Genomic DNA, 22,184 nt, shown 5'->3' with positions numbered 1-22,184 from the left:
CGCATGCATCCACATCCACATCCACATTCAGACGCGGGCGGACAGCGGCTGGCGTTATGGGGCGGCATCGAATGCACGGTGAACCGCGTGGGCGACGAGTTTTTCGACCAGGCCGTCCATAGCGGACATGACACGCGTCCCGATGACCTCGTCCTGGTGCAGTCGCTGGGGATATCGGTCATGCGCTATCCGGTACTGTGGGAGCGCGTCGCCCCTGACGGGCTCGATCAGGCGGACTGGAGCGTCTCCGATGCGCAGCTGGCGGCATGCCGGGCACGCGAACTCACCGTGATCGCCGGCCTCGTGCACCACGGCAGCGGACCGCGCCACACCAGCCTGATCGATGCCGGTTTTGCACCCGGGCTGGCCGACTATGCGCGCGCGGTGGCCAGCCGTTATCCGTGGATCGAGTATTACACGCCGGTCAACGAACCATTGACCACAGCGCGCTTTTCCACCTTGTACGGCGTGTGGTATCCGCACAGCTGCAGCGACCGCGATTTCGTCACCGCCGTGCTCAACCAGTGCCGCGCCACCGTGCTGGCCATGCAGGCCATACGCGCCGTGAACCCGGCAGCCAAGCTGGTGCAGACGGACGACCTGGGCAAGAGCTGGGGTACGCCCGCCATGGCTGCCGTGACCGCGTTCTACAACCATCGCCGCTGGCTGGCGTGGGACCTGTTATGCGGCAAGGTCGATCGGCGCCACCCTCTCTGGACCTATCTGCTCAAGCACGGCGCTGCGCCCGGCGACGTGCTGTGGTTCCGCGCCAACCCCTGCCCGCCCGACATCATAGGCGTCAACTACTACGTCACCAGCGAGCGCTGGCTTGACGACCGGGTCGAACGGTATCCATTCATCACGCCGGGCATGATCGACGGCCAGGCCTGCATCGACACCGAGTCTGCACGCGTTGCCGAAGCGCCCGACACCGGTCTCACGCCATTGCTGCTGGAGGCGTGGCAACGCTACCGGCTGCCGATTGCCGTCACCGAAGCCCACCTCCACGCCGGCCGCGAAGACCAGTTGCGCTGGCTTATCGAAATCTGGCAGGCAGCCCAGGCCGCCCGCACGCAAGGCGCCGACGTGCGCGCTGTCACCGCATGGGCGTTGTTGGGGTCGTTCGACTGGAACAGCCTCGTCACGCGCCAGGCAGGTCACTACGAATCGGGGGCGTTCGACCTGCGTGGCGGACAGCCGCGTGCCACGGCCGTGGCAACCTTGCTGCGCCAGCTGGCCGCCGGGCAGCAACCGGCCCATCCGGCCGCGCCGGGGCACGGCTGGTGGCGCCGCGATACACGCTATCACGCCACGACCACCCGTCCACCGCCGGACCCGGAAAAACTGGCACGGTTGCCCGACACGTCCGATCGTGCGCCGATATTGATCTCCGGCGCCAGCGGCACGCTCGGCCGCGCCTTGGCCCGCGTGTGCGCGCAACGCAACCTGGCTTGTCGGCTGGTGGGCCGCGCCGAGATGGATATCGCCGAACCCGGTTCGGTCGAACGCGCACTGGACAAGTACCGGCCGTGGGCGCTGATCAACGCCAGCGGTTACGTGCGCGTGGACCAGGCCGAGCACGATGCAGCGCGCTGCTTCCGTGAAAACGCGCTTGGCCCCGGCGTGCTGGCGGCGGCGTGCGCCCGGCATGGCGTCCACTTCACCACGTTCTCGAGCGACATGGTCTTCGACGGCCGCGCCGGTAGAGCCTACGTGGAAACCGACGAGGTAGCGCCGCTCAATGTGTATGGTCGCAGCAAGGCCGAAGGCGAGCGCGCCGTGTTCACGCACAACGCGGCAACGCTGGTGATACGCACCAGCAGTTTTTTCGGGCCATGGGATCAACACAATTTCGTTCATCACGCGCTGGCCGCGCTGGAGGCAGGCGGCACGTTTGCCGCCCCCGGCGACCTCCTCATCACGCCGACCCATGTGCCGGACCTGGTGGAGAACTGTCTCGACCTGGTCATCGATGGCGAACGCGGGATCTGGCACCTGGCCAACACCGGCGCATTATCCTGGTTCGAGCTGGCGCGCCGGGCCGCCGTGGGGGCCGGGCTGGACCCGTCGCGGCTGCACGAAGTGCGGGCGTCCGATTGCCAGTACCTCGCTGCGCGGCCGGTCAACAGTACACTGGACAGCAGCCGCGCCCGTCTGCTGCCCACGCTGGACGATGCGCTGTCCCGCTTCCTGGCGGAACGCGCACGCCAGAGGGCAGCATGCGCCGACCTCACCACATCTTGATGCTCACGGCCGAGCGCAATGCGCGCACCAGCTCGGCAAGTGTGAGCGTGGTGTATTCTTCATACGAGGGTTTTCGGGCCAGCGAGATTTTCCCGTCCGGCGTCAGATAGGCCTTGTAGTTTTCCAGGTCGAAGGCCCGTCCGGTGCGGGGCGACAGCAGGTGAACCAGGTCGGCATCGGAGAACGTGCCAACGAACTGCTTGCCGGTTTCTTCCACCGAAATTTGGACCAGATAATCGAGCATCGTCACTCCCCTCACCGCACCGCACCGCACGGAATCGCTGACGACGATGCTACCAATCTGCCTGAATCTGGCTGTGGCGCAATTGCTTGAGGTTGTGTAAGAAGGAGATTACATCGAGTTCCGCCGACCTGTCAGCTCATGGAATGCGGTGATGCGCGACCGCGTGACTCATCGTGGACCAGTGATCCTCGCGCTGATGTTGCTCGTCGTTGGCTGCAGCCTGCGTGCCAGTCCGGCGGACTATTCTGGTCACCGCCATCCCTGCCAATACCCGGGTTGCGACAGCCTCGGGAATGTTGCACTCCTCCATGTACAGCAGCGCGTCGTGCGTACCGAGCATGTCCCGGAAAACAATGGCAACATCGACGCGCTGCGCCATCAGGTGATTAATTCTTCGCATCGAATTCTTTAAATATGTGGAAACTTCAAGCCGGCTTGAGGAAGATCATAATGTTTCCCTGTAGATACGTTTGTAATTTTTATGCATTATAATCTATTTGAATTCGCCGTGCTTTTACTCGCAGTCCATCGCGCGGCCCGTGCTGCCGGCGTCCCGGCCCCTCATCGGCTGCCCCCACCTGCGCAGCGGCTGGGAAAGACGAAACCCGAAGCTCGCGGAATGCGTCGACGCTCCTTGCGCAGTAGACGCAACATATCCTCTGCAAACACTTCCTCAAACATGCGGTGGTCGCATTCCCAAACGCAGAACCAGGTCGGCGGACCGCAGGGCGCCTGTGCTGGTTCATCTGCACATCCAACCACCAGCATTTCGCAATGATCATCCTCGAGTTTGACCAAGTCTCCTGCGGACAGCTGCGACATGACTTGCCTCGTTACAACGGGACCCACGATTGTTGTCGTGCTATCAACTGGAGCAGCTAATTTTTCGCTGCCGGAACCATCGTCCGCGTTCGCTCCTTTGAACTCAGCAACAATATGCCTGTTCGATAGATCCCGCCGCAAGTCACCAATCCTCGCGTCGACATCACTGCAGCAGACTTTGTTACCGAGACGGTCAAGCTCCAAGTTGAGTATCGTCGTAGAGACGTTGCCCGGGCCGCAGATCGCAGTTGTGTGCAGTCGGATATCGCGAAGGAACTGAAAAATTGTCGGGTGCTTGCGCTGGTCCCATGCGGCGGACGTTTTCATCCAGGCCAGCACGGACTCTTCAAGCGCGTCGAGAGAAGGTGGAACATCGCCTGACGGGCTATCTTCCGGGGAAAATAAAGAAGAAATGATCACGATGAACAATCAATAGTCGATGCAGAAATCGTACCAACTTTTATGACCGTGCTCAATAAATAACTATGTAAAGTTCATCTCATTGTGAGACACATTTACAACGCCGTCGGAAAAGGAAATAGTTTGCGCGTTGAGAGCCGGCCAGGCGCGCCTTCCTGCGCGAGCATCTGTCGGCCAGACCACATGCGCTTCACTCCAGCGACTGTCGTTGCTCGACGCGCCCCTACCGCCTAAAAAATCGACCGCACAGTGAGGCTGGTGAAGCGCTCCAGCGCGTAGGTACCGGCCAGCGAGTTGCCGGTTTCGTCAAGCCCCGGCGACCAGACCGCGATGGCCATCTCTCCTGGCACCAATGCCAGGATACCGCCACCCACGCCGCTCTTGGCCGGCAGGCCCACCCGGTAGGCGAACTCGCCGGCGGCGTCATAAGTGCCGCAGGTGAGCATCAGCGCGTTCAGGCGCTTGGACGAACTGGCGTCGAGTACCTGCCGTTCGCTCCACGGGATGGTGCCATGGTTGGCCAGGAAACTGCCTGCCTTGGCCAGCTCGGTACAAGTCATGGTGATCGAGCACTGGCGGCAGTAGCTGTCGATCACGGTCTCGACCGAATTGTGCAGGTTGCCGAAGTCTTTCATCAGGTGCGCGATGGCGTAGTTGCGGTGCGCGGTGCCATGCTCGGACTGCGCTACCGCCAGATCGAACTCGATGTCCTGGCGATCACAAATCTCCCGAGCAAACTGCAGGATGGCGGTATCGGAAGCGGTAGAGCGCGACGACAGGATGTCGGTCATCACCAGCGCGCCGGCGTTGATGAACGGGTTGCGGGGCTTGCCCTGCTCGTACTCGAGCTGCACCAGCGAATTGAAGGCACTACCGGACGGTTCGCGTCCGACGCGCGACCAGATCGCGTCACCCTCGAGCGAAAAAGCCAGCGCCAGCGAGAACAGCTTGGTGACGCTTTGCAGCGAAAACTTTTGCCCCGCCGCGCCGACGGAATACGTGCGTCCATCCAGGCAATAGACAGCCATGCCGAATTGTGCAGCATCGACCTCGGACAATTGCGGAATGTAAGACGCTACCTTGCCCTGGACCAGCAGCGGCTGGACATCGGCATAAATGGTTTCAAGAATGGCGGCATAATCGGTCATGCGGCATTCTAAACCAGCGTCGGCGGGGGGCCTCGCACGCAAGATATTCGCGTTCCCGAATATTTCCGGGCCAGCCGAAGCCGCATGATGTCGTCGCGACGTTCACGCAACGCAGGCGCGCGCAGGCGAGCGAGACTTGCATAACCTCAGGACCAAACTGCAACAAGGAATGGCACACAAATATCAAAAAATAAAATATCAATTTTATATTTCCATATTCATATGTATACTTAAGATGGTTACATAATCAACGTTACGGGGACACCATGGGCAGCTCGCTTCAAAAATTATTTCTTTCCGCACTACTCGTTGCGCACACCGGACTGTCCAGCGCGAGCGTCGGAACGCCCACACCAGCGGCCGAGTCGTCAAAGCCAGCCGCAGTCCGATCGAGCTTCGTTACACTGGACATTCCTTACGAGCCAACCTACGACCCGACTGCGGGAGGAATTGGACTGTTTATCAGCAAAAATCTGTTCGAAGTCCAGGCGCCACCAAACTATGCCCTAACGGGCAAGATGGGCGCGACGATTAACGCTTTGTACAGCTTGGGCGATGCGACAGAAGGTGATGCCTACATGGACATCACCTTCGATGTTCTCCTGCCACATTGCGATTTCTGCGGACCGTTCGCTTCCGACCTGGTGAGCACTGGCCGCGATGGCTTGCTCACCCGAACGGACGGCGGCATGCAATTCGTAGCGAACGAGTCGGCAGCGTCGGGTATGTACAGCCGTGTTCTCGTTTATAACATCGTGGTAGCGAGTCTGCCGGCCTGGTCCGGGTATATTCAATTCCAGTCAATGACGTTCACCGCCGAGACGGTTGCGCTCCCACTCGCCGCGAGCCCTGTTCCCGAACTTCCACCTGCAGCCTTGTTCGGCCTCGGCCTTTTCGCGCTCGGTATAGCCGCTCGCGCAAAATCCCGCAAGCGTCTGCCAGATAGTGCTGTGTCAAAATAAGAAAAAAGCCCCTGAAATCAGGGGCTTGGTTGGTTCAGCTTGCCGGTCAGTGCCGGCCTCTGCCTATTAGGAAATCATTCCCACTCGATTATTGTTTGTGTCGTCACCGCCGATTGCCGCGACCGTGCTGCGGACCAGCCCGCTCTGGGTTTGCGCATCGCGCTCCTGGTCCACGGCATTGGTGCGGGTACCGTAGCTAATGCCGAAGCTGCCACCGCTCATGAAGCCGCTTTGCTTGACCTCGGTGTGATGCAATTCCTTGCTGGTATTGATGGTCGCAACAATCGTCAGGTCGTTGCCGGCGGCGATGCTGACCGCTTTGTCGGCAAAGACCTGGCTACCCGCCACCACGACATCCTGGCCGGCCCTGATGGCAATCGTATCGCCCGCCGTACTCCCCTCACTTGAATCCAGACGAACAGGTTTGGGCGCATGTCAAACGCAAAGTGTCGCGCAAGCTCGTCACCGACAAGCCCAACATGAAGAGCTTGGCATTAGGCGCCCTGCGCAGCATCCAAAAGTTGCCCAACATGGTGAAGAGCTTCTTCAGGCAGCCTGAATGCCTGTATATTGCAATGTGACTTTACTTACGGAAAGTTTATTAACCATAATTCTATTCAAAGACCGTGATAAACTGGAGACTCGAGTTACTTCTTATAGCTATGATTTTTTCATACTGAAATGAAAGTACAAAATTAGCCTTTGTGTTATCGTCTAAAAAAAGAAGAACATTTTTAATTTGTCCATTACTTTCCGCGTGTTCGTTTCGAGGGAATCTAAAAATAACTCGAAAGCCCACTTTCAAATTAGCTGGAAAATTTACATTTTCAGTTATAAACTCATCCCTAGCCCGCCTCTCCTTCCAAGATGGATTAGATTTTTCGTCAACATAAACTGAAATTTTTGTTTGCTCAAAAAAACAGTCAAATCCAGTAGAATCATCCGAAAAATCAGAAGCTCCCGCAAATATTAATGAATCAACAAGTTTATTTTTATTTATAGAATCGTCGATCTCTAACATTAACTCGATACTCATCTCTATATTCCTTATAATAAAACAACATTTCCATCCTTGATAATTATGAGAGACTCCAATTTATCTACGGGGTTTCTTTGAATAAATTGTGCCACGTCAGAAATTGACAATGATGAATCTTCGAGATTTATTACAATATTTGGCGCTTGCCTTTTAACTTTATCATCAATTGTGTCTCTTATGGTAAGTACATTACTACCACTAGGGGAATAAACATCCGCTAGTGCCCCATCAATTCTCAAGTCAGGGTTTGCCCCTTTTTTACTGATGTTGGGAAGGTATTCCACGTCCATACCATGTTCAGCCAAAACTTGCCCCGATTCATTTTGACGTTGAACGGCACGGATTTTTTCTGCATCCGAATTTTTTGTCGGTATTTCCGGTTTGCCAGTTAGTCGTCCTGCGGATGGAGTTAACTGTCTTTCACTTAGGAGGAAAATTGAGTCATCAACCGAATGTGCGCCCCCTCCAAGCCCATGCCCTTATACACAACTCGGTGCTAGTCGTAGGCCGTGTTCATTTCTCGTAGCGCTTCAGCGACCAGTGGTATCTTGGTCAGCCCCTTCCAGATCGCTTTCACCCCCGGCTCACCATCGCCTTTCCTTGCCAAGAAGCCGCCTCGCTGGGCAATGAGCCTGAGCACTTCGTTCACGCCTGGCCTGGCCGGTTGGGGCTTCTTGGCCAGCACGTAGGCGGCCTTAATTTCGGCCCAGTCGAAGTAATGCCCGGCGTCCAGATCCGGGTGGGTTCGACCCTGGCGCATCAGATATGCAACGCGCCAGGCCACGACCATAAACATGGCCAGGGCACGTTCCAAACGGTCAATGCCGGACAGTTGCAAGGCTTCGACTCGACAGGCATTTTTCAGAATATCGAACAGCATCTCGATTTCCCAGCGCGCCCTGTACCAATCAATCAGTTCATTGACTTCCTCTAGCGAGCCGGCATGGCGATTGGTCAGCAAGCGCCATTCAACTGGCTTGGTTCCGGCCGGCGCGTCCACCTCCCGCGCCACGATGCAAGTGACGGTGACCACACCACCTTTGCCAGCGCCCAGTTCCACGCGCCGTGCCCATAACTGCTGTCGTACCACCCGCTCTTTGACGCCATGGCGTGAGGCCATCGTAAAGCTGATCTCGCCCATGGGCGCTTCCCCGGTCGTGACGTCGAACAGCTTGCCGTGATCGGGCAGACAGCGATTGTGCGCGGCACGAACCAACAAATCGGCTCGATGGTCCAAGTGTTTTGCCCGCTGCATCAGGGGCATCAAATCGGCCTCGCAGTCAGCCACATACACCAAGCGCGTTCCCGGCATCTCGAGCGCCATCTCGGCGATGCGATCGTAGCCCTCCACCCAGCGCGCGCTTTCCTTCGGCCCACTTCGCTGGCCGTCTTCATTTCTCTTTTCACGCGCCCACATCCAGGCGTCAACCACGCCCAGCGCGACGCGTGCCGGCGTCACGGCGTAGGTCGGATGCAAATACATGCCTCGTTGGCTGTCATAGCTCAACGGCCCGAGCCCCGCGATCTCCTGCCCGTTGAAATTGAATTCAGTCGTATCCTGCAAGCACAGCACCACAGCCTCGGTCTGCATCCGCAACTGCGTGCGCTGCCAATGGGGTGCCATGATGTCGCGCCAGTCGACCGACTCGTTGCCCAGGAAGCGATACGCCGCAATGGTCTCACCCCAACCATCGCAGGCCTCGGGAATACTCGCCGCCGGATCCGCTGCAAACCGCTCCATCAATGTCCTCGCTCGCCTGTTGAGGCGCGCGTCGCCAAGGTCTAGCTGTGCAAATTCTGTTGCCGCCCAGTTCGTCGATGCCATTGTCAACGCGTCACCCAAAATACGAGAGTAAACGCGAAAAATCGGCAGTTTACAAGGGCGGCAATGAAAATTGACCAGCTAAGTTGATTTTAGGCTCGGCGATGCGGAGGCTGGACTTGTGTATAAGGGCATGGCTTTAGCCCCCATGTAGACCACCACGCTAGCCCGCCGTTGGCGCATTACGCGGTCGTGCTGCCAGCCCGCCGCTGGCTAGATTCGCGCCATGCCAAACCGCTTTTGAATTTAGCGCTGGACGGAAACTTATTTTTCTGACTTGGACAGACTTGGTTTGCAATCGTGGTTAGGTACAAATTCTCCTGTCAAATTCCCACCCTCATCAACTTTCCACGCCCCGACAACGGCTTCCGGAGGAACATATTCCGTCGGCCCAAATGTGCCTCCAATCTTGTAGACCCAGCCGTTAGGAATTTCACGCGCGGCCTTCACTACGTCCTCTGTAATTTCATGCTCTAGTTCGCTATTGTTCATTTCAAACTCCTAAGCCAATTCTCGTAACCAATCCGCTGCTCTTCCACAGTGCCTACTTGATCAATAGTTGCCATACCAAGAACATCTACCAGATCTTCGTCGCTGGCTTGAAGTCCATAGCTTAATATGTAGATCTTCCGACCGCCGCCCATTTGCAGCATCATCCGGGATGGGTACGCGTCCTTTCGAGCGGCGTTGCAAAGCAAAAGATAACCATCCGGCTCAATTCGCAGGCGAAATTTTAATAAAGCGCCAAACCAATTATCATCTACAAACGACATTACCCCGAACCGCTGGCTCTTAACCGTAAGGGTAGTTGACACATCTCGCGTAAACTCAATTTCGCAGCGTTCCTCGGCCACTCCCGGCGATGCAATTGTTATGTAATAGATATTCATCGAATCCTCTTAAGGCAGGTATTCTGGATTCTTTATAAATGGCCCAATAAATTTTCCATTCGGACTTATCGCCCGCGCTCCCATGATATCCGATGAGTTGATACCCCCTGGAACAGCAATTTCAAGCTCGCTACGGAATGGACTACGGGTTCCCAACGTCGCATTTACATCTACCCCATTAGGCTGACCTCTCATAGTATAAACGAACCCACCTTCTTCAACCCCCGGAGCAGCACGTACCACATTCGGCGACTTTGAAGTTGAAACATATGCGCTGTTCCGGTTGGAGGCGGCATGGTTGTAGAGATCCAGGTTAGTGCCCTGCGGTTGGAATCCTTCCTTAAAAATCACGGCAGGATCACGATCATCACCACGGAAAATAAATCCTGATTTTCTGGTTGCAGCCGCATTGTTGACTGCCGCAGTGCTATTTGCCCCACTAATCCCTTCAGCGCGCCCCGCAAGACTATCCTTTACAGGATGAGAAATCGTTCCATTTTCAAGGCCAGAGACTCCAGCAAATGGCTCGTCCCCAACAATTATATGCTTAGGCTCCTCCGAAATGAAAACGTTGCTGCCCTTCGGGCTGTTCGTGGCGCCACCGAAGAGCTCAAGTTTCTTACCGGCATTTTCTATTATTGCAGCAAAGCCACCCAGCCCCACCATCGTAATGGCCCCGCCGCCTACGCCACCAGCATTGGAAGCCGGCTGATCATATCCTGCTTCCTTGAACCCCTCCGCGAAGAATCCCGTAAACGCGCCAGTCGCATGATTCTTCAGATCCTCCACGACGGGTATCTGGTTGACGCCGTAAATCACAGGTCCCGAAGCAAAATCCAGCGCTTCAAGCGTAAATTTTGCCACTGGGCTGCTGTCGACCGCTTTACCGACTTCGGTCAGAACCTTTCCAACCCCTTGAGTACCTTTATCGATAACCTTGGTGCCCAGGAAGACGCCCTGCTTATCAGTTGTAGTGTAATCAACTGCTCCGATGTCCGTTGGCGCCGACGTTGGACCGACCAGGATCTGCTCCGCAATGGCAGTGCGAGGAGTGCCCACCGCAGCGAGTCCGGCGTCGGCAAACGTTTTGATAACCTCGTCGACCTGCTGGGGTGAGGCACCGAGACGGGTCAGATAGTTTCGAATCCTGCCGTCCACCTCTGCCTGCGGCAGGTTTTGCGACGCTGGATCGAAGCGCAGGTCGGAAACCAGCTTCAAGGCCTCCCAGTCGGCAGCGGAAGTGAGTCCATTAAATCCCGCGTCATTCGCCATTTTCTGGATGCGTGCCTGCTGCTCCAGGGGAAGCGAAGCCATCGAAGAAGGGACATCGGCGTGATAGAGCGCGCCAGAAACTGCGCTGCCCGCAGCGCCCCCTGCCAGGCCCATCAAGCCGCCGCCAAGCGCCCCCGCAGCAGTGTTAGCCAGCATGCGCGCCTTACCGCCTTCGCTCCAGTCGCGATCGATTGCCGCCGCTTGAAGTAACAATGCATCGCGTTGTTCCGGGTCGCGCTCTTTGTCCGCGCGTTCACGCAGACTTTCTGATTGTGCCAATTTTCCATCGGCGTACCTGCTGATTTCAGCGGCGGCGGCAACGCTGAATGCTTGCGTGATTGCGACCTGATGCGCAACGTCCTGCTCCATCTTGCGCGCATCCCACCCCTTCTTCAGCGCGCCACTGTTGTCCTGGTCGCTGCTGACGTCACGGTTAAGACCGGCAATCATGTCTGCCGAGGGTTTGCCGGTCAATGCCTCCTGCTTCAGCGCATCACCGATCACCAGGGTTCCACCGCTGACGCCGGCGCTGGAGATACTCGCATCACTTCCAGAGCTGCTGCCAAATCCCATGGAACCGCTGCTGCCGGTTTTGGTATTGGCTGGGGCGACTTTTTCTGCCGTGTCTGCCTTGCTCTGTCCGCTGGCCTTGGTGCCTGCGGATGCACTGACGCTAAATCCGCTGGCGGAATGCTCATCCTTGTTTTGAAGATCATTGGCGGTCAGCGTGTTTGTGACAAGTGAGTTCTTGCCGAGTTCGACCGCCTTATCGCTGCTTGCGATCAAGCCCGCCTGCAGGCCGGTGTTACCCGCCACTTCAATCTGGAAACCGCCGTCTCCAGCCTTGAAACCACTTTGCTCAACCACGCTGACAAAGTCGCCATTGGCCTTGTTCTTCGATGCACTGCCTCCGACAGTGCTCACGCCATAGCAAAATGGAGGAATGCAGACACTGGCGTTGACTCCGGTACTGCTGCTCTTGCTCGCGTAGACACTGGAATCCTGAAGACTGACAACATTCAAGTCTCCCCCGATTGCCGCCTTGATGGTGTTCGCCGAGACCACGGCGCCTTGAAGCGTCGTGTCGCCCCCGCTCAGGATGGTTGCCGTGCTGCCCGCAGACAGGGAGGAATTAGTGAAGAAGGTATCCGTACCGTCAGCCTTGCCGCGCGCCTTGTTGGCGGCAAACTCAAAGCTGAATCCGCTTTGCGAACCACCCAGATTGATGCCGATACCAACACTGGTGCCACTGCTGCTGTTTTTGCTGGTCGGGTCTGCGTGTTTTGTGCCGCAAGCACCCTGATCTTGTCATCGGCAAACAAGGTCAGGTTGCCGCCAGCGTTAACCTTGGTTCCGGTCATGGTCAGATCACTTGCATCGCCTGAGCCCGCCCGCGGCTCCTCCAATGCGACAGAACCCGCACCTGTCCATTACCGTTTCTTGCTGAGGTTTTCGTACCAGAGCGGATTTTTTCGCAGCCCGGATGGGATACGAATAGCATACGGCCATGCTACGAACAGGATACGAGACGCCGCCTATCGCTGCAAAGGTAGCAAGTCGTCTCCATTGATGGTGCCTAGATCCCGATCAGAAACGATCAGAACAGTTTTCATCGCAATATCAACAATTGCTTCGAAAATAGTTATAACGTCACTTGGGGCATTCGAAATAACGTACCGTTTCTCCCCGGTCTCCATATCGGTTCGCACAAGGACGTAACCACCATTTTTAGCCGCCTCCCATGAATCCCCTGGTCCAAGGACAGAGGTTGGGATAGCGGTAAAGGAAAACCTCCAATGATGATCGGCTTCCTTATGCCCACCATACGTCGTGCACGTCTTAAACCAACTCGGCCATGTTTTCTTTGGGTGAGCCTCAATAAAACCATCCAAGAATAATCGAAGGGCATCTTCAAAATCACGACCTACATTTTTCTTTTCCACCTTAATCTCCACCATAAATCCTTGCCCATTGGGCGCGCATTATTTCAGACTGAATCATTGCATCATCCGACGGAAGTCGGCCATAAACATGTTGGCCATCATTACCCCAAATTGCGCTGCGCTGCTGTCCCATCTGCTGAAGGAATGGTCTATCCGCAGGCCCCGGATTAATCGAGTACCCTGGTGGGTGGGTATGTCCAGACCACTTCCCGTAATTCCCCGCCACGAGGTCATCAAGCATATTTTGGGATACTGAAATTTCATTTCCATATCCCCTAATGACCGTCCGTTGAGCACCCAACGTAAACATACTATATTCATCGCCCGTGACTTGACCGATTTACCTCAGGTCTGCCATGGATACATTCTTCTTCGCGAACGTGCCTACGGTGCCTTGGCTGGACAATTGTTCATGGATTGCGACCTGCCGCGCCGAAAGCGACGAAGTCGGCAGTAATTCTGCCAACTGACCGGAACGAGCGGTGGCTATTACGTTATTTGCCCCACTAATCCCTTCAGCGCGCCCCGCAAGACTATCCTTTACAGGATGAGAAATCGTTCCATTTTCAAGGCCAGAGACTCCAGCAAATGGCTCGTCCCCAACAATTATATGCTTAGGCTCCTCCGAAATGAAAACGTTGCTGCCCTTCGGGCTGTTCGTGGCGCCACCGAAGAGCTCAAGTTTTTTACCAGCATTTCTTATCAGCCCAGCAAAGCCACCCAGCCCCACCATCGTAATGGCCCCGCCGCCTACACCACCATCATTGGAAGCCGGCTGATCATATCCTGCTTCCTTGAACCCGTCCGCGAAGAATCCCGTGAGTGCGCCAGTCGCACGATTCTTCAGATCCTCCACCACAGGTATCTGGTTGACGCCGTAAATCACCGGCCCCGAAGCAAAATCCAGCGCTTCAAGCGTAAATTTTGCCACTGGGCTGCTGTCGACCGCTTTACCGACTTCGGTCAGAACCTTTCCAACCCCTTGAGTACCTTTATCGATAACCTTGGTGCCCAGGAAGACGCCCTGCTTATCAGTTGTAGTGTAATCAACTGCTCCGATGTCCGTTGGCGCCGACGTTGGACCGACCAGGATCTGCTCCACAATGGCAGTGCGAGGAGTGCCCACCGCAGCGAGTCCGGCGTCGGCAAACGTTTTGATAACCTCGTCGACCTGCTGGGGTGAGGCACCGAGACGGGTCAGATAGTTTCGAATCCTGCCGTCCACCTCTGCCTGCGGCAGGTTTTGCGACGCTGGATCGAAGCGCAGGTCGGAAACCAGCTTCAAGGCCTCCCAGTCGGCAGCGGAAGTGAGTCCATTAAATCCCGCGTCATTCGCCATTTTCTGGATGCGTGCCTGCTGCTCCAGGGGAAGCGAAGCCATCGAAGAAGGGACATCGGCGTGATAGAGCGCGCCAGAAACTGCGCTGCCCGCAGCGCCCCCTGCCAGGCCCATCAAGCCGCCGCCAAGCGCCCCCGCAGCAGTGTTAGCCAGCATGCGCGCCTTACCGCCTTCGCTCCAGTCGCGATCGATTGCCGCCGCTTGAAGTAACAATGCATCGCGTTGTTCCGGGTCGCGCTCTTTGTCCGCGCGTTCACGCAGACTTTCTGATTGTGCCAATTTTCCATCGGCGTACCTGCTGATTTCAGCGGCGGCGGCAACGCTGAATGCTTGCGTGATTGCGACCTGATGCGCAACGTCCTGCTCCATCTTGCGCGCATCCCACCCCTTCTTCAGCGCGCCACTGTTGTCCTGGTCGCTGCTGACGTCACGGTTAAGACCGGCAATCATGTCTGCCGAGGTTTTGCCGGTTAGTGCCTCCTGCTTCAGCGCATCACCGATCACCAGGGTTCCACCGCTGACGCCGGCACTGGAGATACTCGCATCACTTCCAGAGCTGCTGCCAAATCCCATGGAACCGCTGCTGCCGGTTTTGGTATTGGCTGCGGCGACTTTTTCTGCCGTGTCTGCCTTGCTCTGTCCGCTGGCCTTGGTGCCTGCGGATGCACTGACGCTAAATCCGCTGGCGGAATGCTCATCCTTGTTTTGAAGATCACTGGTGGTCAGCGTGTTTGTGACAAGTGAGTTCTTGCCGAGTTCGACCGCCTTATCGCTGCTTGCGATCAAGCCCGCCTGCAGGCCGGTGTTACCCGCCACTTCAATCTGGAAACCGCCGTCTCCAGCCTTGAAACCACTTTGCTCAACCACGCTGACAAAGTCGCCATTGGCCTTGTTCTTCGATGCACTGCCTCCGACAGTGCTCACGCCATAGCAAAATGGAGGAATGCAGACACTGGCGTTGACTCCGGTACTGCTGCTCTTGCTCGCGTAGACACTGGAATCCTGAAGACTGACAACATTCAAGTCTCCCCCGATTGCCGCCTTGATGGTGTTCGCCGAGACCACGGCGCCTTGAAGCGTCGTGTCGCCCCCGCTCAGGATGGTTGCCGTACTGCCCGCAGACAGGGAGGAGTTAGTGAAGAAGGTATCCGTGCCGTCAGCCTTGCCGCGCGCCTTGTTGGCGGCAAACTCAAAGCTGAATCCGCTTTGCGAACCACCCAGATTGATGCCGATACCAACACTGGTGCCACTGCTGCTGTTTTTGCTGTTCTGGGTTTGCGTGTTTTGTGCCGCAAGCACGCTGATCTTGTCATCGGCAAACAAGGTCAGGTTGCCGCCAGCGTCAACCTTGGTTCCGGTCATGGTCAGATCACTTGCATCGCCGGCACCCGTGGCAACGATTTTGACATCCCCGCCGGCTTTGATTGTGCTGCCGGCCGCCAGGCTGCTCGTTTGTCTGGTCTCGCTTTCGCTTTTGTTGTTGCCCAGGCTGATACTGACCTTGATGCCGGTGGCATTGAGTCCCTGCGTAGCGACAGCTGCCACGTCTTGGGCCTTTGAGGCCAACGTAACGGCGGCCAATGCCTGCATGCGCGGGTCGTTCGTCTTGCCGGCAGATTCAGCGGCACCGGCCAGTCCCTTGACCGCGTCGACGATTGGCACATTAATCGAGCCGCCAATGGCAGTCTTGCTGTAAGTGGAACGATCCGTGGCGTTATTGATGTTCGATAGCGTATTGATGGAAACCGACTTGGCCACAATGCTGATGTCGCCTGCCGGCGCCAGGACTTCGCTCGAGCTCTGCGTGTACTTCTCACCGGCCCTGAGCGCCACATCGCCACCCAAGCTGGCAATCTGGCTGCCCACCTGCGTCACCGTGTCGTACGTGCCATCCTGCGCATTCGCACTGATGCGGTCGACTTGTTGTGCAGATCCGTTCGTGTGTGTTCGTCAGGGCAGCCTCGTCCGTTGGCAATCAGCCGCCATCATTCCTGCTCAATAGCGGCTCTTAATTCGTCCCCGGACTGGAATCTGGACAGTTCCAAATTAAAGCTGTAATCCATATCAATAACGTGCAACGGTAGCTCTGGCTGAGACCGTTGCAGTTTAATGGCAAAGTCCGTCGCCTCCTCACCAAGCCCTTCGACAGTAACTGTCTCAAGGTCTTTGCTGAGTCGCACAACTGTTGCCCTACCAGCGTATGAGTAATGGCATTCAAATACTGCACCGATAAAATTGCCTTGGCGAACGTTGGAGACACCGTCGATTGCTGCAATAGCTGCCGCAGTACGACTCATGTCGAAACATTGCCCCTCACCAATGTAGATTGATAATTTGCTCATCTTGATCCCGGGACTTTCTGTGGTATCTGCGTTGGTACAACCTTAACCGTTCCTGGCACCTTAAATTGGTCCATCAACGATTGGAAATAAGGAACGGCTCTGGGTTCGTTAGTAAGCACGTCAAGTCGATTGAACGGAACGGCCGGATCATCTATCGCCGCTTTATACCGCTCAAATTCCCATCGTTGCTCGTTCAAAATTTTATCGCGTAAGAATGATGGAACGTTTGGATTTTCAATGTAAGGACTGTTGGCTGGCTTTTCAACGAATTTTGCATCGAGCATTGTTGTGCCCTTATAGCCATCTATGTCGATCGTTGTATTACCTGCGGGTACGCGATAGTTGTAAGGCCCTGTCTGCTCGACCTCAAACCTACCGCTAGCTTTGCCGGTCTGTGTTTCCAATTTATACAATCCAGGTACATAGGAGTCTAACTTCTCTCTATTCGAATGAGGTCATCATACTCACCGAACTCTGGCACCGTAGAGTAATTCGTGGTGACGTCAGATGATGTAAAAGAGGTCTCCAGCCGGTGAGGATTGAAGAACTCACGTCTCAGGTGGACCGTTCCATCTTGTTTAAAGATATAAGAAATACCATTGGTAACCTTATCCGTTTCACCGTCAAATTCACGATGCGTTGCCATCGTTAGAAATAGCTTTCCAGGCTCGACTTCCTGAAAGGCATAAGTCAAAGATTCCCGCAAATGCTCATCAAGAAAGCCAACACCAACCACCTTGTCCGCAACATCAAGAAAGCAAAAAGGTCGCTCAATAGAGTCTACAAGAACCGCATAGGGTTGCTTTTTTGCATGAGCAGACTTGGCTTGTTCTTCCGTCCAAACTTCGGTTGGTCGCTTTTTTGCCCTGAACCACGACTTACAATAGAAAATTGATCGTTTCATTTTTAATGGACATGTCCGTTAAAGTCTCGAATCAATACGCCTGCACGATTAGCGGCATCGAGAACTGATTGTGGAATTGGATTGGTTTGGACTGGCACTTCAAGAATGTGCTGCCCTAATAGGGGTTGCCCGGCCAATGAACCACTTGTCGGCACATTCGCAATTTTTCCATTGACAGGATATTTAGCCGGAAGTTCGTTGATGTAATTGAACGCAGTCTGTTCCTGCACACTGGATAACTGCGTAAATTTCCGCGAAACAATTTCGCCCGCGACTGGGTCGTAAGAGTCGAGACGAGTATACCCCGAGCCCTTGGGGCTGTCGATATAGACTTCGTTGTATGGATAGGCCGACGAACGTGCGGCATTAAAGTCGTTTCCGGCATCAAGTCGCGCAAGCCATGCGGGCCTACTACTGCCCGCTCTTACTGTATTTGCAGCAGCATCTACAGCTGTGCTATTTGCCCCAACAATTCCATTAGCGCTCCCGCCAAGCTTTGCCTCAGCAACCAGATTATCACCCACACCGACGCCAGCAGCAACGCTGGACGGTTTTACGACGCCAGAAGATCTGCTTACGCTCCTGGAAATACCGTTTCCTACGACACCCAGCGCGACATCTAGCCAGTACTGCGGAGATGACACCACTGCTTTGCCGGAATCAATCGTTTGACCAAGATTACCGTCAACAATGTTCAACATCGCCGAAGCCATGTCCAGTGAGTACTGCGGTGACATATAAAGCGTCAATGATTGCCATCCTGCGGGTGCATTTCTGAAGGCATCAAATTCCTTCTGCTCCATAATCGCCAAAGGTTGATTAGACTCCTTGCCGAGTAAAGTAAAGCTGGTGATCTGCCCCTCACTACCCTTGTTGACCACCACATTGGCAGTAGAAGTCGCCATGGATGGCATAAGCTGATTCTGCACGCCTCCCATTTTCAGTATCGTACTGCAACCTGAACCGCCGGGATTTTTGTGGCAGGCGTCCAACTCGGTCAAATATTTCTGCCAGTGGAATTGCCGGTTATTCGTATCTGATGCCAGTGCAGTGCCGGCCCCGTTCGTACCGGAGACTAATGTGCCGATTGCAAACGATACACCTTCTAAAAATCCCTGTGATGCTACCTGCGCTGAGTCCTCACTTAAACCTTTTTCTACTAAAGAGTTGTACGACGCAATTTGAAGCTTTTGCAGGTAGTCAGCCGACCCGGAAACCGCGCCAGAACTAATCGCGCCGCCAAGCCCTCCTGACAAACCGCCGCTGGCTGCATGTAAGGCTACCCGGTAAATACCTCCTTCATTCCATTTTTCAATTTCTTCCTGACTGGCACCCGCATCGATCAGATTTTTCATCTGCTTATCAGCATAATCGCCAATCATCTTCGGCGCCTGCTTGCTGAACTCCTGCGTAATAGCAACCCGCGCATCAACCTCTTTCTGCAGCGCCTTCCCATCCCAGTCTTTCGTCAGCGCGTTGCCACTAGCTGCCGCGCTTTCTGTGGTCACAGTGCGGTCGACCGACGCCAATAAGGAGATAACATCGTTACCGGTTGCGAGCTGTTTTGCGGTATCGGTGACCACCACAGCACCGCCACTGATCCCGCTATACGTCGTACTACTCTGGCTACCGCTAACCGACCCGAATCCCGCACTCGCGCCCGGCTTGCCATCCACACCGGCAGCCTTGATTTGCTCATCCGTCATGCCCTTCTTTTTGTCGTCCGGAATATCCGACTCTTTGCTGCCTTTGCCGCTCACCGATCCCGAGAATGCATATCCGGTAGCACTGAAATTGTCGCGGTTCTGCAGTTCGCTGGCCGTCAGACTGCCCGTCGTCAGTGCGTTGCGGCCGCCATCCACGGCTCCCTGGCTGCTGCTGAGCAAACCGCCGATCAAGCCGGTGTTGCCGCCGACCGTGACCTGGAAGCCGCCGTCGCCGGCCTTGATGCCGCTCTGCTCGAGCACCGACAGGAAATCGCCATTGACCTTCGATTTGCTGACGCTGCCACCGACGGTGCTGGCCCCATAGCAGAATGGCGGGATACACATGCTGGCGTTTACGCCCGAGCTGCTTTGCTTGCTGTCGAACTTGCTGCTGTCCTGCAGGCTCTCGATGTTGACGTCGCCACCGATGTTCGCGACCACGCTTGCGCCGGCAATCACGCCGCCCTTGAGCGTGGTGTCGCGCCCGCTGATCACGGTCACCTTGTCGGTCGCACCGACCTGGGTGTTGGTGTAACCGATGTCATCGCCGTCGGACTTGCCCCGTGCCTGGCTGACCGCCAGGTCGACGGTAAAGCCGTTCGACGTGCCGCCGATGCCAAAGCCGATGCCGATGCTCGTGCCGCTCGATTTGTTGGTGCTGTGCTGGCTGACGGTATTCCTGCCAGCCAGCAGGCTGACGTCGTTGTCGGCGGCAAGCAATACATTGCCCCCGGCAGAAATCGCACTGCCAAGCGCGGTCAGGTTGCTGTTCGCACCGGCGCCGGTGGCAACGATGCTGATGTCGCCGCCAGCGGAGATAGTTGAGCCGGCGACGGTCTCGCTGACACTCTTGACGTTGCTCTCGCTTTTGGAGTTGCCAAGGCTGACGCTCACGCGCAGGCCGGCACCGGTCACCGCAGCGACCGAAGTCGGCATGCTGCTCAGCGAACCCGCCACGTTGAGCGCCGCCAATGCCTGCATGCGCGGATCGCTGGTCTTGCCGGCATTGCTGACCATGCTGCCCACGCTCCTGGCAGCATCGAGCATCGGCGAGCTGATGGTGCCGCCGATGGCTGTCTTGCTGTAGCTCGTATGGTCGGTGTTGTTGCTGAGGTTGGTGGCAGCCGTGATCAACACGTCTTTTGCCACGATGCTGATGTCCCCCGCAGGCGACTTCACTTCGCTCGAGCTCTGCGTGTACTTCTCACCGGCCCTGAGCGCCACATCGCCACCCAAGCTGGCAATCTGGCTGCCCACCTGCTTCACCGTGTCGTACGTGCCATCCTGCGCATTCCTGACCGAGCCGATCGCCGGCTGGAAGCCGGAGCCGATCGAGCCCGACTTCTTGCTGCTGCTCGACGAAGCGCCAGCGCTGGTGTCCTGACCGCTCAGGACGGCCAGGTTACGGCCCGCCGTGATGGCGATGTCGTGGTCGGCCACTGCAGTGCTGGCGGTGAGCGTGATGTCGCGACCGGCGACCGCGCTCACGCTGCCGCCGCTGAGCACGCTGCCCACTTGCGTCACCGTCTCGCTGTTGCCGGCGGTATTGTCCTGCCCCTTGCTGTAGCCGATGCCCTGCCTGGCGTCCAGCGAGAAGCCGCTTTTTTTCTTCTCGGACGTGTGCTGCTCGACGTTGGTCTGCCCGGCACTGGACACGAGCACATCGCGCCCGGCGGCCAGCGTCAGCGCGTTGTCGGCAGCGACCTGGCTACCCGCCACCACGACATCCTGGCCGGCCCTGATCGAAATCGCTTCGCCCGCAATGGCGCTGCCCACCACGCTGGAACTGGCGATGTAGTCGGTCTGGGTCTCGCTGCGCTTCTTGAACGTGCTCTTGTGCTCGCTGTGGCTGGCGGTGTCGGACACCTGCTCTGCCATCACGTTGGTGATGCGCACGTCGCCCGTTGCCGCCAGTTGCACGGCGCCGCCGGCGCTCACGCTGCTGCCGGCGATGGCCAGGTTGCCCACGCTGGCGGTGCCCGCCTGAATCACCACGTCGTTGCCGGCGGTGATAACCGCACCCGTCACGGACTGGTGCTGCTGGACGTTCTTGTCGTAGTTTTTACCGCGCGAACTGTCCTGGCTGACGTTCAGTTCATCGACTACGGCAGCGATGGTGACGTTGCCGCCAGCGGCAAGCACGGCGTTGCCGCTGGCGCCGACCGCCACCTGCGTGCCTTGCAGGGCGAGGTTCTGGCCGGCGATCATGGTCAGGTCGCCAGTGCTGGCCACCTGCCCGATCTTGTGGCCGACCGTGCTGCTGTTGTCGGTATAGTCGGCCGACTGCGCCCGGTAGGTGCTGCCGGTTTGCAGGGCGGCAAAAGTGATGTCGCGCCCGGCCTGCAGGCCCACGCTGGCGCCACCGATGGTGCCGCCCGTATCGACGATGTCGCGCCCGGCCACCACCGTCAGGCCTTCCCTGGCGACGATGCCGGCCTGGTTCGACAGCACCGTGTAACTGCCGACGGCATTGCCGCTGGCGTAGTCCTGCCTGACCGTCAACGACTCGTTGCGCACGTCGCCGCCGGCCAGCAGGCCCACCGCGCCGCCGCCGATCATGCCGCCCTTGTTGACAATATCGGCCCCGGCCACCAGCACCGTGCGGCCATTGCCGCCATCGATCACGCCGCCGCTGTTGACGAGGTTCTCGGTAACGTTGATCTGCACGCCATCGCCAGTCACCAGCGCGCCGCTGGCCTGCACGGTAACCCCGCCGGCATGGGTCAGATACACCTTGGGCACCAGCACCTGCTCCACCCGCCCATCGGGCAGGCTGACGGTCTGGGTTTCCATCCAGACGATGTCGCTGGTCAGATGGCTGATCTGCTCGGCGCTGAGGGCGACGCCGGGACGCAGATTGTATTGCTGGGCAAAGCTGATGAAGAAGCTCAGCAAGCGACGTTAGCCAGACTGACTCAGCACGCTGCTGAAATATCTCTGGAATACATCCATTTCAGCTTCAAAAGGCGTACCTTACCCTTGGCCCCTCGCAGAAATCACTTTTAGTTCGTTTTCCGAGGCCGGTAATCTGGGGTAATCCCCCCCTTAATGATGCGCACCAGAAGTAGAGGCTATGCGGCGAGGGCC

19 protein-coding genes and 2 pseudogenes are annotated in these 22,184 nt (G+C 56.8%); 3 read left to right on the top strand and 18 right to left on the bottom strand.

Annotation, left to right across the window (positions count from 1 at the left end; all coding sequences use genetic code 11):
* Window positions 1-3 precede the first annotated feature (3 nt).
* The gene (locus tag DUPY_RS07525) at window positions 4-2,244 is read left to right on the top strand and encodes a sugar nucleotide-binding protein (protein WP_070247210.1); all 2,241 of its coding nucleotides are present in this window, start codon (window positions 4-6) and stop codon (window positions 2,242-2,244) included.
* Here the strand turns inward: DUPY_RS07525 and DUPY_RS07520 are convergent.
* The 4 genes from DUPY_RS07520 to DUPY_RS07510 all read right to left on the bottom strand — a co-directional run bounded on the left by DUPY_RS07520 (window position 2,231) and on the right by DUPY_RS07510 (window position 4,878).
* Window positions 2,231-2,488: a hypothetical protein gene (locus DUPY_RS07520; RefSeq protein ID WP_070247209.1), complete on the bottom strand. Its 258-nt coding sequence runs from the start codon at window positions 2,486-2,488 to the stop codon at window positions 2,231-2,233. The two genes, DUPY_RS07525 and DUPY_RS07520, sit on opposite strands and share 14 nt — an antisense overlap.
* Before the next feature lie 136 nt (window positions 2,489-2,624).
* Window positions 2,625-2,867, bottom strand: coding sequence for a hypothetical protein (locus DUPY_RS07515; protein ID WP_070247208.1), 243 nt, complete (start codon window positions 2,865-2,867; stop codon window positions 2,625-2,627).
* Between the two features lie 182 nt (window positions 2,868-3,049).
* Entirely contained in the window at window positions 3,050-3,739 is a 690-nt protein-coding gene (locus DUPY_RS27825) for a hypothetical protein (protein WP_141749458.1), read from the bottom strand.
* 221 nt (window positions 3,740-3,960) lie between these two features.
* Window positions 3,961-4,878 carry a glutaminase gene (locus DUPY_RS07510; RefSeq protein ID WP_070247207.1) on the bottom strand — a complete coding sequence of 306 codons (918 nt, stop codon included), beginning with the start codon at window positions 4,876-4,878 and terminating at the stop codon, window positions 3,961-3,963.
* 266 nt (window positions 4,879-5,144) lie between these two features.
* On the opposite strand from DUPY_RS07510, the gene DUPY_RS27820 reads away from it, so the two are divergent.
* Window positions 5,145-5,840 (top strand): hypothetical protein, encoded by a 696-nt coding sequence (locus DUPY_RS27820; RefSeq protein ID WP_141749457.1) that lies wholly within the window; start codon window positions 5,145-5,147, stop codon window positions 5,838-5,840.
* Window positions 5,841-5,906: 66 nt separating this feature from the next.
* Here DUPY_RS27820 and DUPY_RS07500 read toward each other — a convergent pair whose 3' ends face one another.
* Window positions 5,907-6,188 (bottom strand): hypothetical protein, encoded by a 282-nt coding sequence (locus tag DUPY_RS07500; protein WP_229255274.1) that lies wholly within the window; start codon window positions 6,186-6,188, stop codon window positions 5,907-5,909.
* Between the two features lie 32 nt (window positions 6,189-6,220).
* Between DUPY_RS07500 and DUPY_RS27155 the strand changes: the two are divergent.
* A pseudogene (locus tag DUPY_RS27155) lies at window positions 6,221-6,421 on the top strand (transposase); the annotation flags it as partial.
* 32 nt (window positions 6,422-6,453) lie between these two features.
* On the opposite strand, the gene DUPY_RS27815 reads toward DUPY_RS27155, so the two are convergent.
* The 13 genes and pseudogenes from DUPY_RS27815 to DUPY_RS07470 all read right to left on the bottom strand — a co-directional run bounded on the left by DUPY_RS27815 (window position 6,454) and on the right by DUPY_RS07470 (window position 21,992).
* On the bottom strand, window positions 6,454-6,876 hold the full coding sequence (locus tag DUPY_RS27815) for a hypothetical protein (RefSeq protein ID WP_141749456.1): 423 nt from the start codon (window positions 6,874-6,876) through the stop codon (window positions 6,454-6,456).
* 11 nt (window positions 6,877-6,887) lie between these two features.
* Window positions 6,888-7,163: a CdiA C-terminal domain-containing protein gene (locus tag DUPY_RS27810; protein ID WP_141749455.1), complete on the bottom strand. Its 276-nt coding sequence runs from the start codon at window positions 7,161-7,163 to the stop codon at window positions 6,888-6,890.
* 212 nt (window positions 7,164-7,375) lie between these two features.
* Complete coding sequence (locus tag DUPY_RS07495; protein WP_443093055.1) at window positions 7,376-8,722, bottom strand: IS4 family transposase; 1,347 nt, start codon at window positions 8,720-8,722, stop codon at window positions 7,376-7,378.
* Window positions 8,723-8,965: 243 nt separating this feature from the next.
* Complete coding sequence (locus DUPY_RS27150; protein ID WP_071651598.1) at window positions 8,966-9,193, bottom strand: hypothetical protein; 228 nt, start codon at window positions 9,191-9,193, stop codon at window positions 8,966-8,968.
* On the bottom strand, window positions 9,190-9,591 hold the full coding sequence (locus DUPY_RS27495) for a hypothetical protein (protein WP_084640588.1): 402 nt from the start codon (window positions 9,589-9,591) through the stop codon (window positions 9,190-9,192). The genes DUPY_RS27150 and DUPY_RS27495 overlap by 4 nt, the downstream gene beginning before the upstream one ends.
* Before the next feature lie 9 nt (window positions 9,592-9,600).
* Window positions 9,601-10,257, bottom strand: coding sequence for a scabin-related ADP-ribosyltransferase (locus tag DUPY_RS29355; protein ID WP_229255285.1), 657 nt, complete (start codon window positions 10,255-10,257; stop codon window positions 9,601-9,603).
* A 1,635-nt stretch (window positions 10,258-11,892) separates the two neighbouring features.
* Window positions 11,893-12,224: pseudogene (locus DUPY_RS27805) on the bottom strand (hemagglutinin repeat-containing protein); the annotation flags it as partial.
* 174 nt (window positions 12,225-12,398) lie between these two features.
* Window positions 12,399-12,806 carry a hypothetical protein gene (locus DUPY_RS27800; protein ID WP_141749453.1) on the bottom strand — a complete coding sequence of 136 codons (408 nt, stop codon included), beginning with the start codon at window positions 12,804-12,806 and terminating at the stop codon, window positions 12,399-12,401.
* A 340-nt stretch (window positions 12,807-13,146) separates the two neighbouring features.
* A complete protein-coding gene (locus DUPY_RS07480) occupies window positions 13,147-16,011 on the bottom strand; it encodes a hemagglutinin repeat-containing protein (protein WP_141749452.1) in 2,865 nt (954 codons plus the stop codon).
* Window positions 16,012-16,130: 119 nt separating this feature from the next.
* Complete coding sequence (locus DUPY_RS07475) at window positions 16,131-16,487, bottom strand: hypothetical protein (protein WP_070247201.1); 357 nt, start codon at window positions 16,485-16,487, stop codon at window positions 16,131-16,133.
* On the bottom strand, window positions 16,484-16,891 hold the full coding sequence (locus tag DUPY_RS27795; protein ID WP_141749451.1) for a restriction endonuclease fold toxin-2 domain-containing protein: 408 nt from the start codon (window positions 16,889-16,891) through the stop codon (window positions 16,484-16,486). Before DUPY_RS27795 ends, DUPY_RS07475 begins: the two co-directional genes overlap by 4 nt.
* 26 nt (window positions 16,892-16,917) lie before the next feature.
* The gene (locus tag DUPY_RS27145) at window positions 16,918-17,391 is read right to left on the bottom strand and encodes a hypothetical protein (protein ID WP_071651597.1); all 474 of its coding nucleotides are present in this window, start codon (window positions 17,389-17,391) and stop codon (window positions 16,918-16,920) included.
* A 2-nt stretch (window positions 17,392-17,393) separates the two neighbouring features.
* Window positions 17,394-21,992: a hemagglutinin repeat-containing protein gene (locus DUPY_RS07470; protein WP_070247200.1), complete on the bottom strand. Its 4,599-nt coding sequence runs from the start codon at window positions 21,990-21,992 to the stop codon at window positions 17,394-17,396.
* Window positions 21,993-22,184: the final 192 nt, after the last annotated feature.

The organism is Duganella phyllosphaerae (assembly GCF_001758785.1).
Taxonomy (GTDB): domain Bacteria; phylum Pseudomonadota; class Gammaproteobacteria; order Burkholderiales; family Burkholderiaceae_D; genus Rugamonas; species Rugamonas phyllosphaerae.
This window is presented reverse-complemented; position numbering and strand designations above follow the sequence as displayed.

Excerpts from the sequence above, each read along its gene's own strand:
- DUPY_RS07525 (WP_070247210.1), top strand. The coding sequence starts at position 4 with ATGCATCCACATCCACATCCACATTCAGACGCGGGCGGACAGCGGCTG.
- DUPY_RS07520 (WP_070247209.1), bottom strand. The coding sequence starts at position 2,488 with ATGCTCGATTATCTGGTCCAAATTTCGGTGGAAGAAACCGGCAAGCAG.
- DUPY_RS07515 (WP_070247208.1), bottom strand. The coding sequence starts at position 2,867 with ATGGCGCAGCGCGTCGATGTTGCCATTGTTTTCCGGGACATGCTCGGT.
- DUPY_RS07510 (WP_070247207.1), bottom strand. The coding sequence starts at position 4,878 with ATGACCGATTATGCCGCCATTCTTGAAACCATTTATGCCGATGTCCAG.
- DUPY_RS27820 (WP_141749457.1), top strand. The coding sequence starts at position 5,145 with ATGGGCAGCTCGCTTCAAAAATTATTTCTTTCCGCACTACTCGTTGCG.
- DUPY_RS27815 (WP_141749456.1), bottom strand. The coding sequence starts at position 6,876 with ATGAGTATCGAGTTAATGTTAGAGATCGACGATTCTATAAATAAAAAT.
- DUPY_RS27150 (WP_071651598.1), bottom strand. The coding sequence starts at position 9,193 with ATGAACAATAGCGAACTAGAGCATGAAATTACAGAGGACGTAGTGAAG.
- DUPY_RS27495 (WP_084640588.1), bottom strand. The coding sequence starts at position 9,591 with ATGAATATCTATTACATAACAATTGCATCGCCGGGAGTGGCCGAGGAA.
- DUPY_RS29355 (WP_229255285.1), bottom strand. The coding sequence starts at position 10,257 with ATGGTGGGGCTGGGTGGCTTTGCTGCAATAATAGAAAATGCCGGTAAG.
- DUPY_RS07475 (WP_070247201.1), bottom strand. The coding sequence starts at position 16,487 with ATGAGCAAATTATCAATCTACATTGGTGAGGGGCAATGTTTCGACATG.
- DUPY_RS27145 (WP_071651597.1), bottom strand. The coding sequence starts at position 17,391 with ATGAAACGATCAATTTTCTATTGTAAGTCGTGGTTCAGGGCAAAAAAG.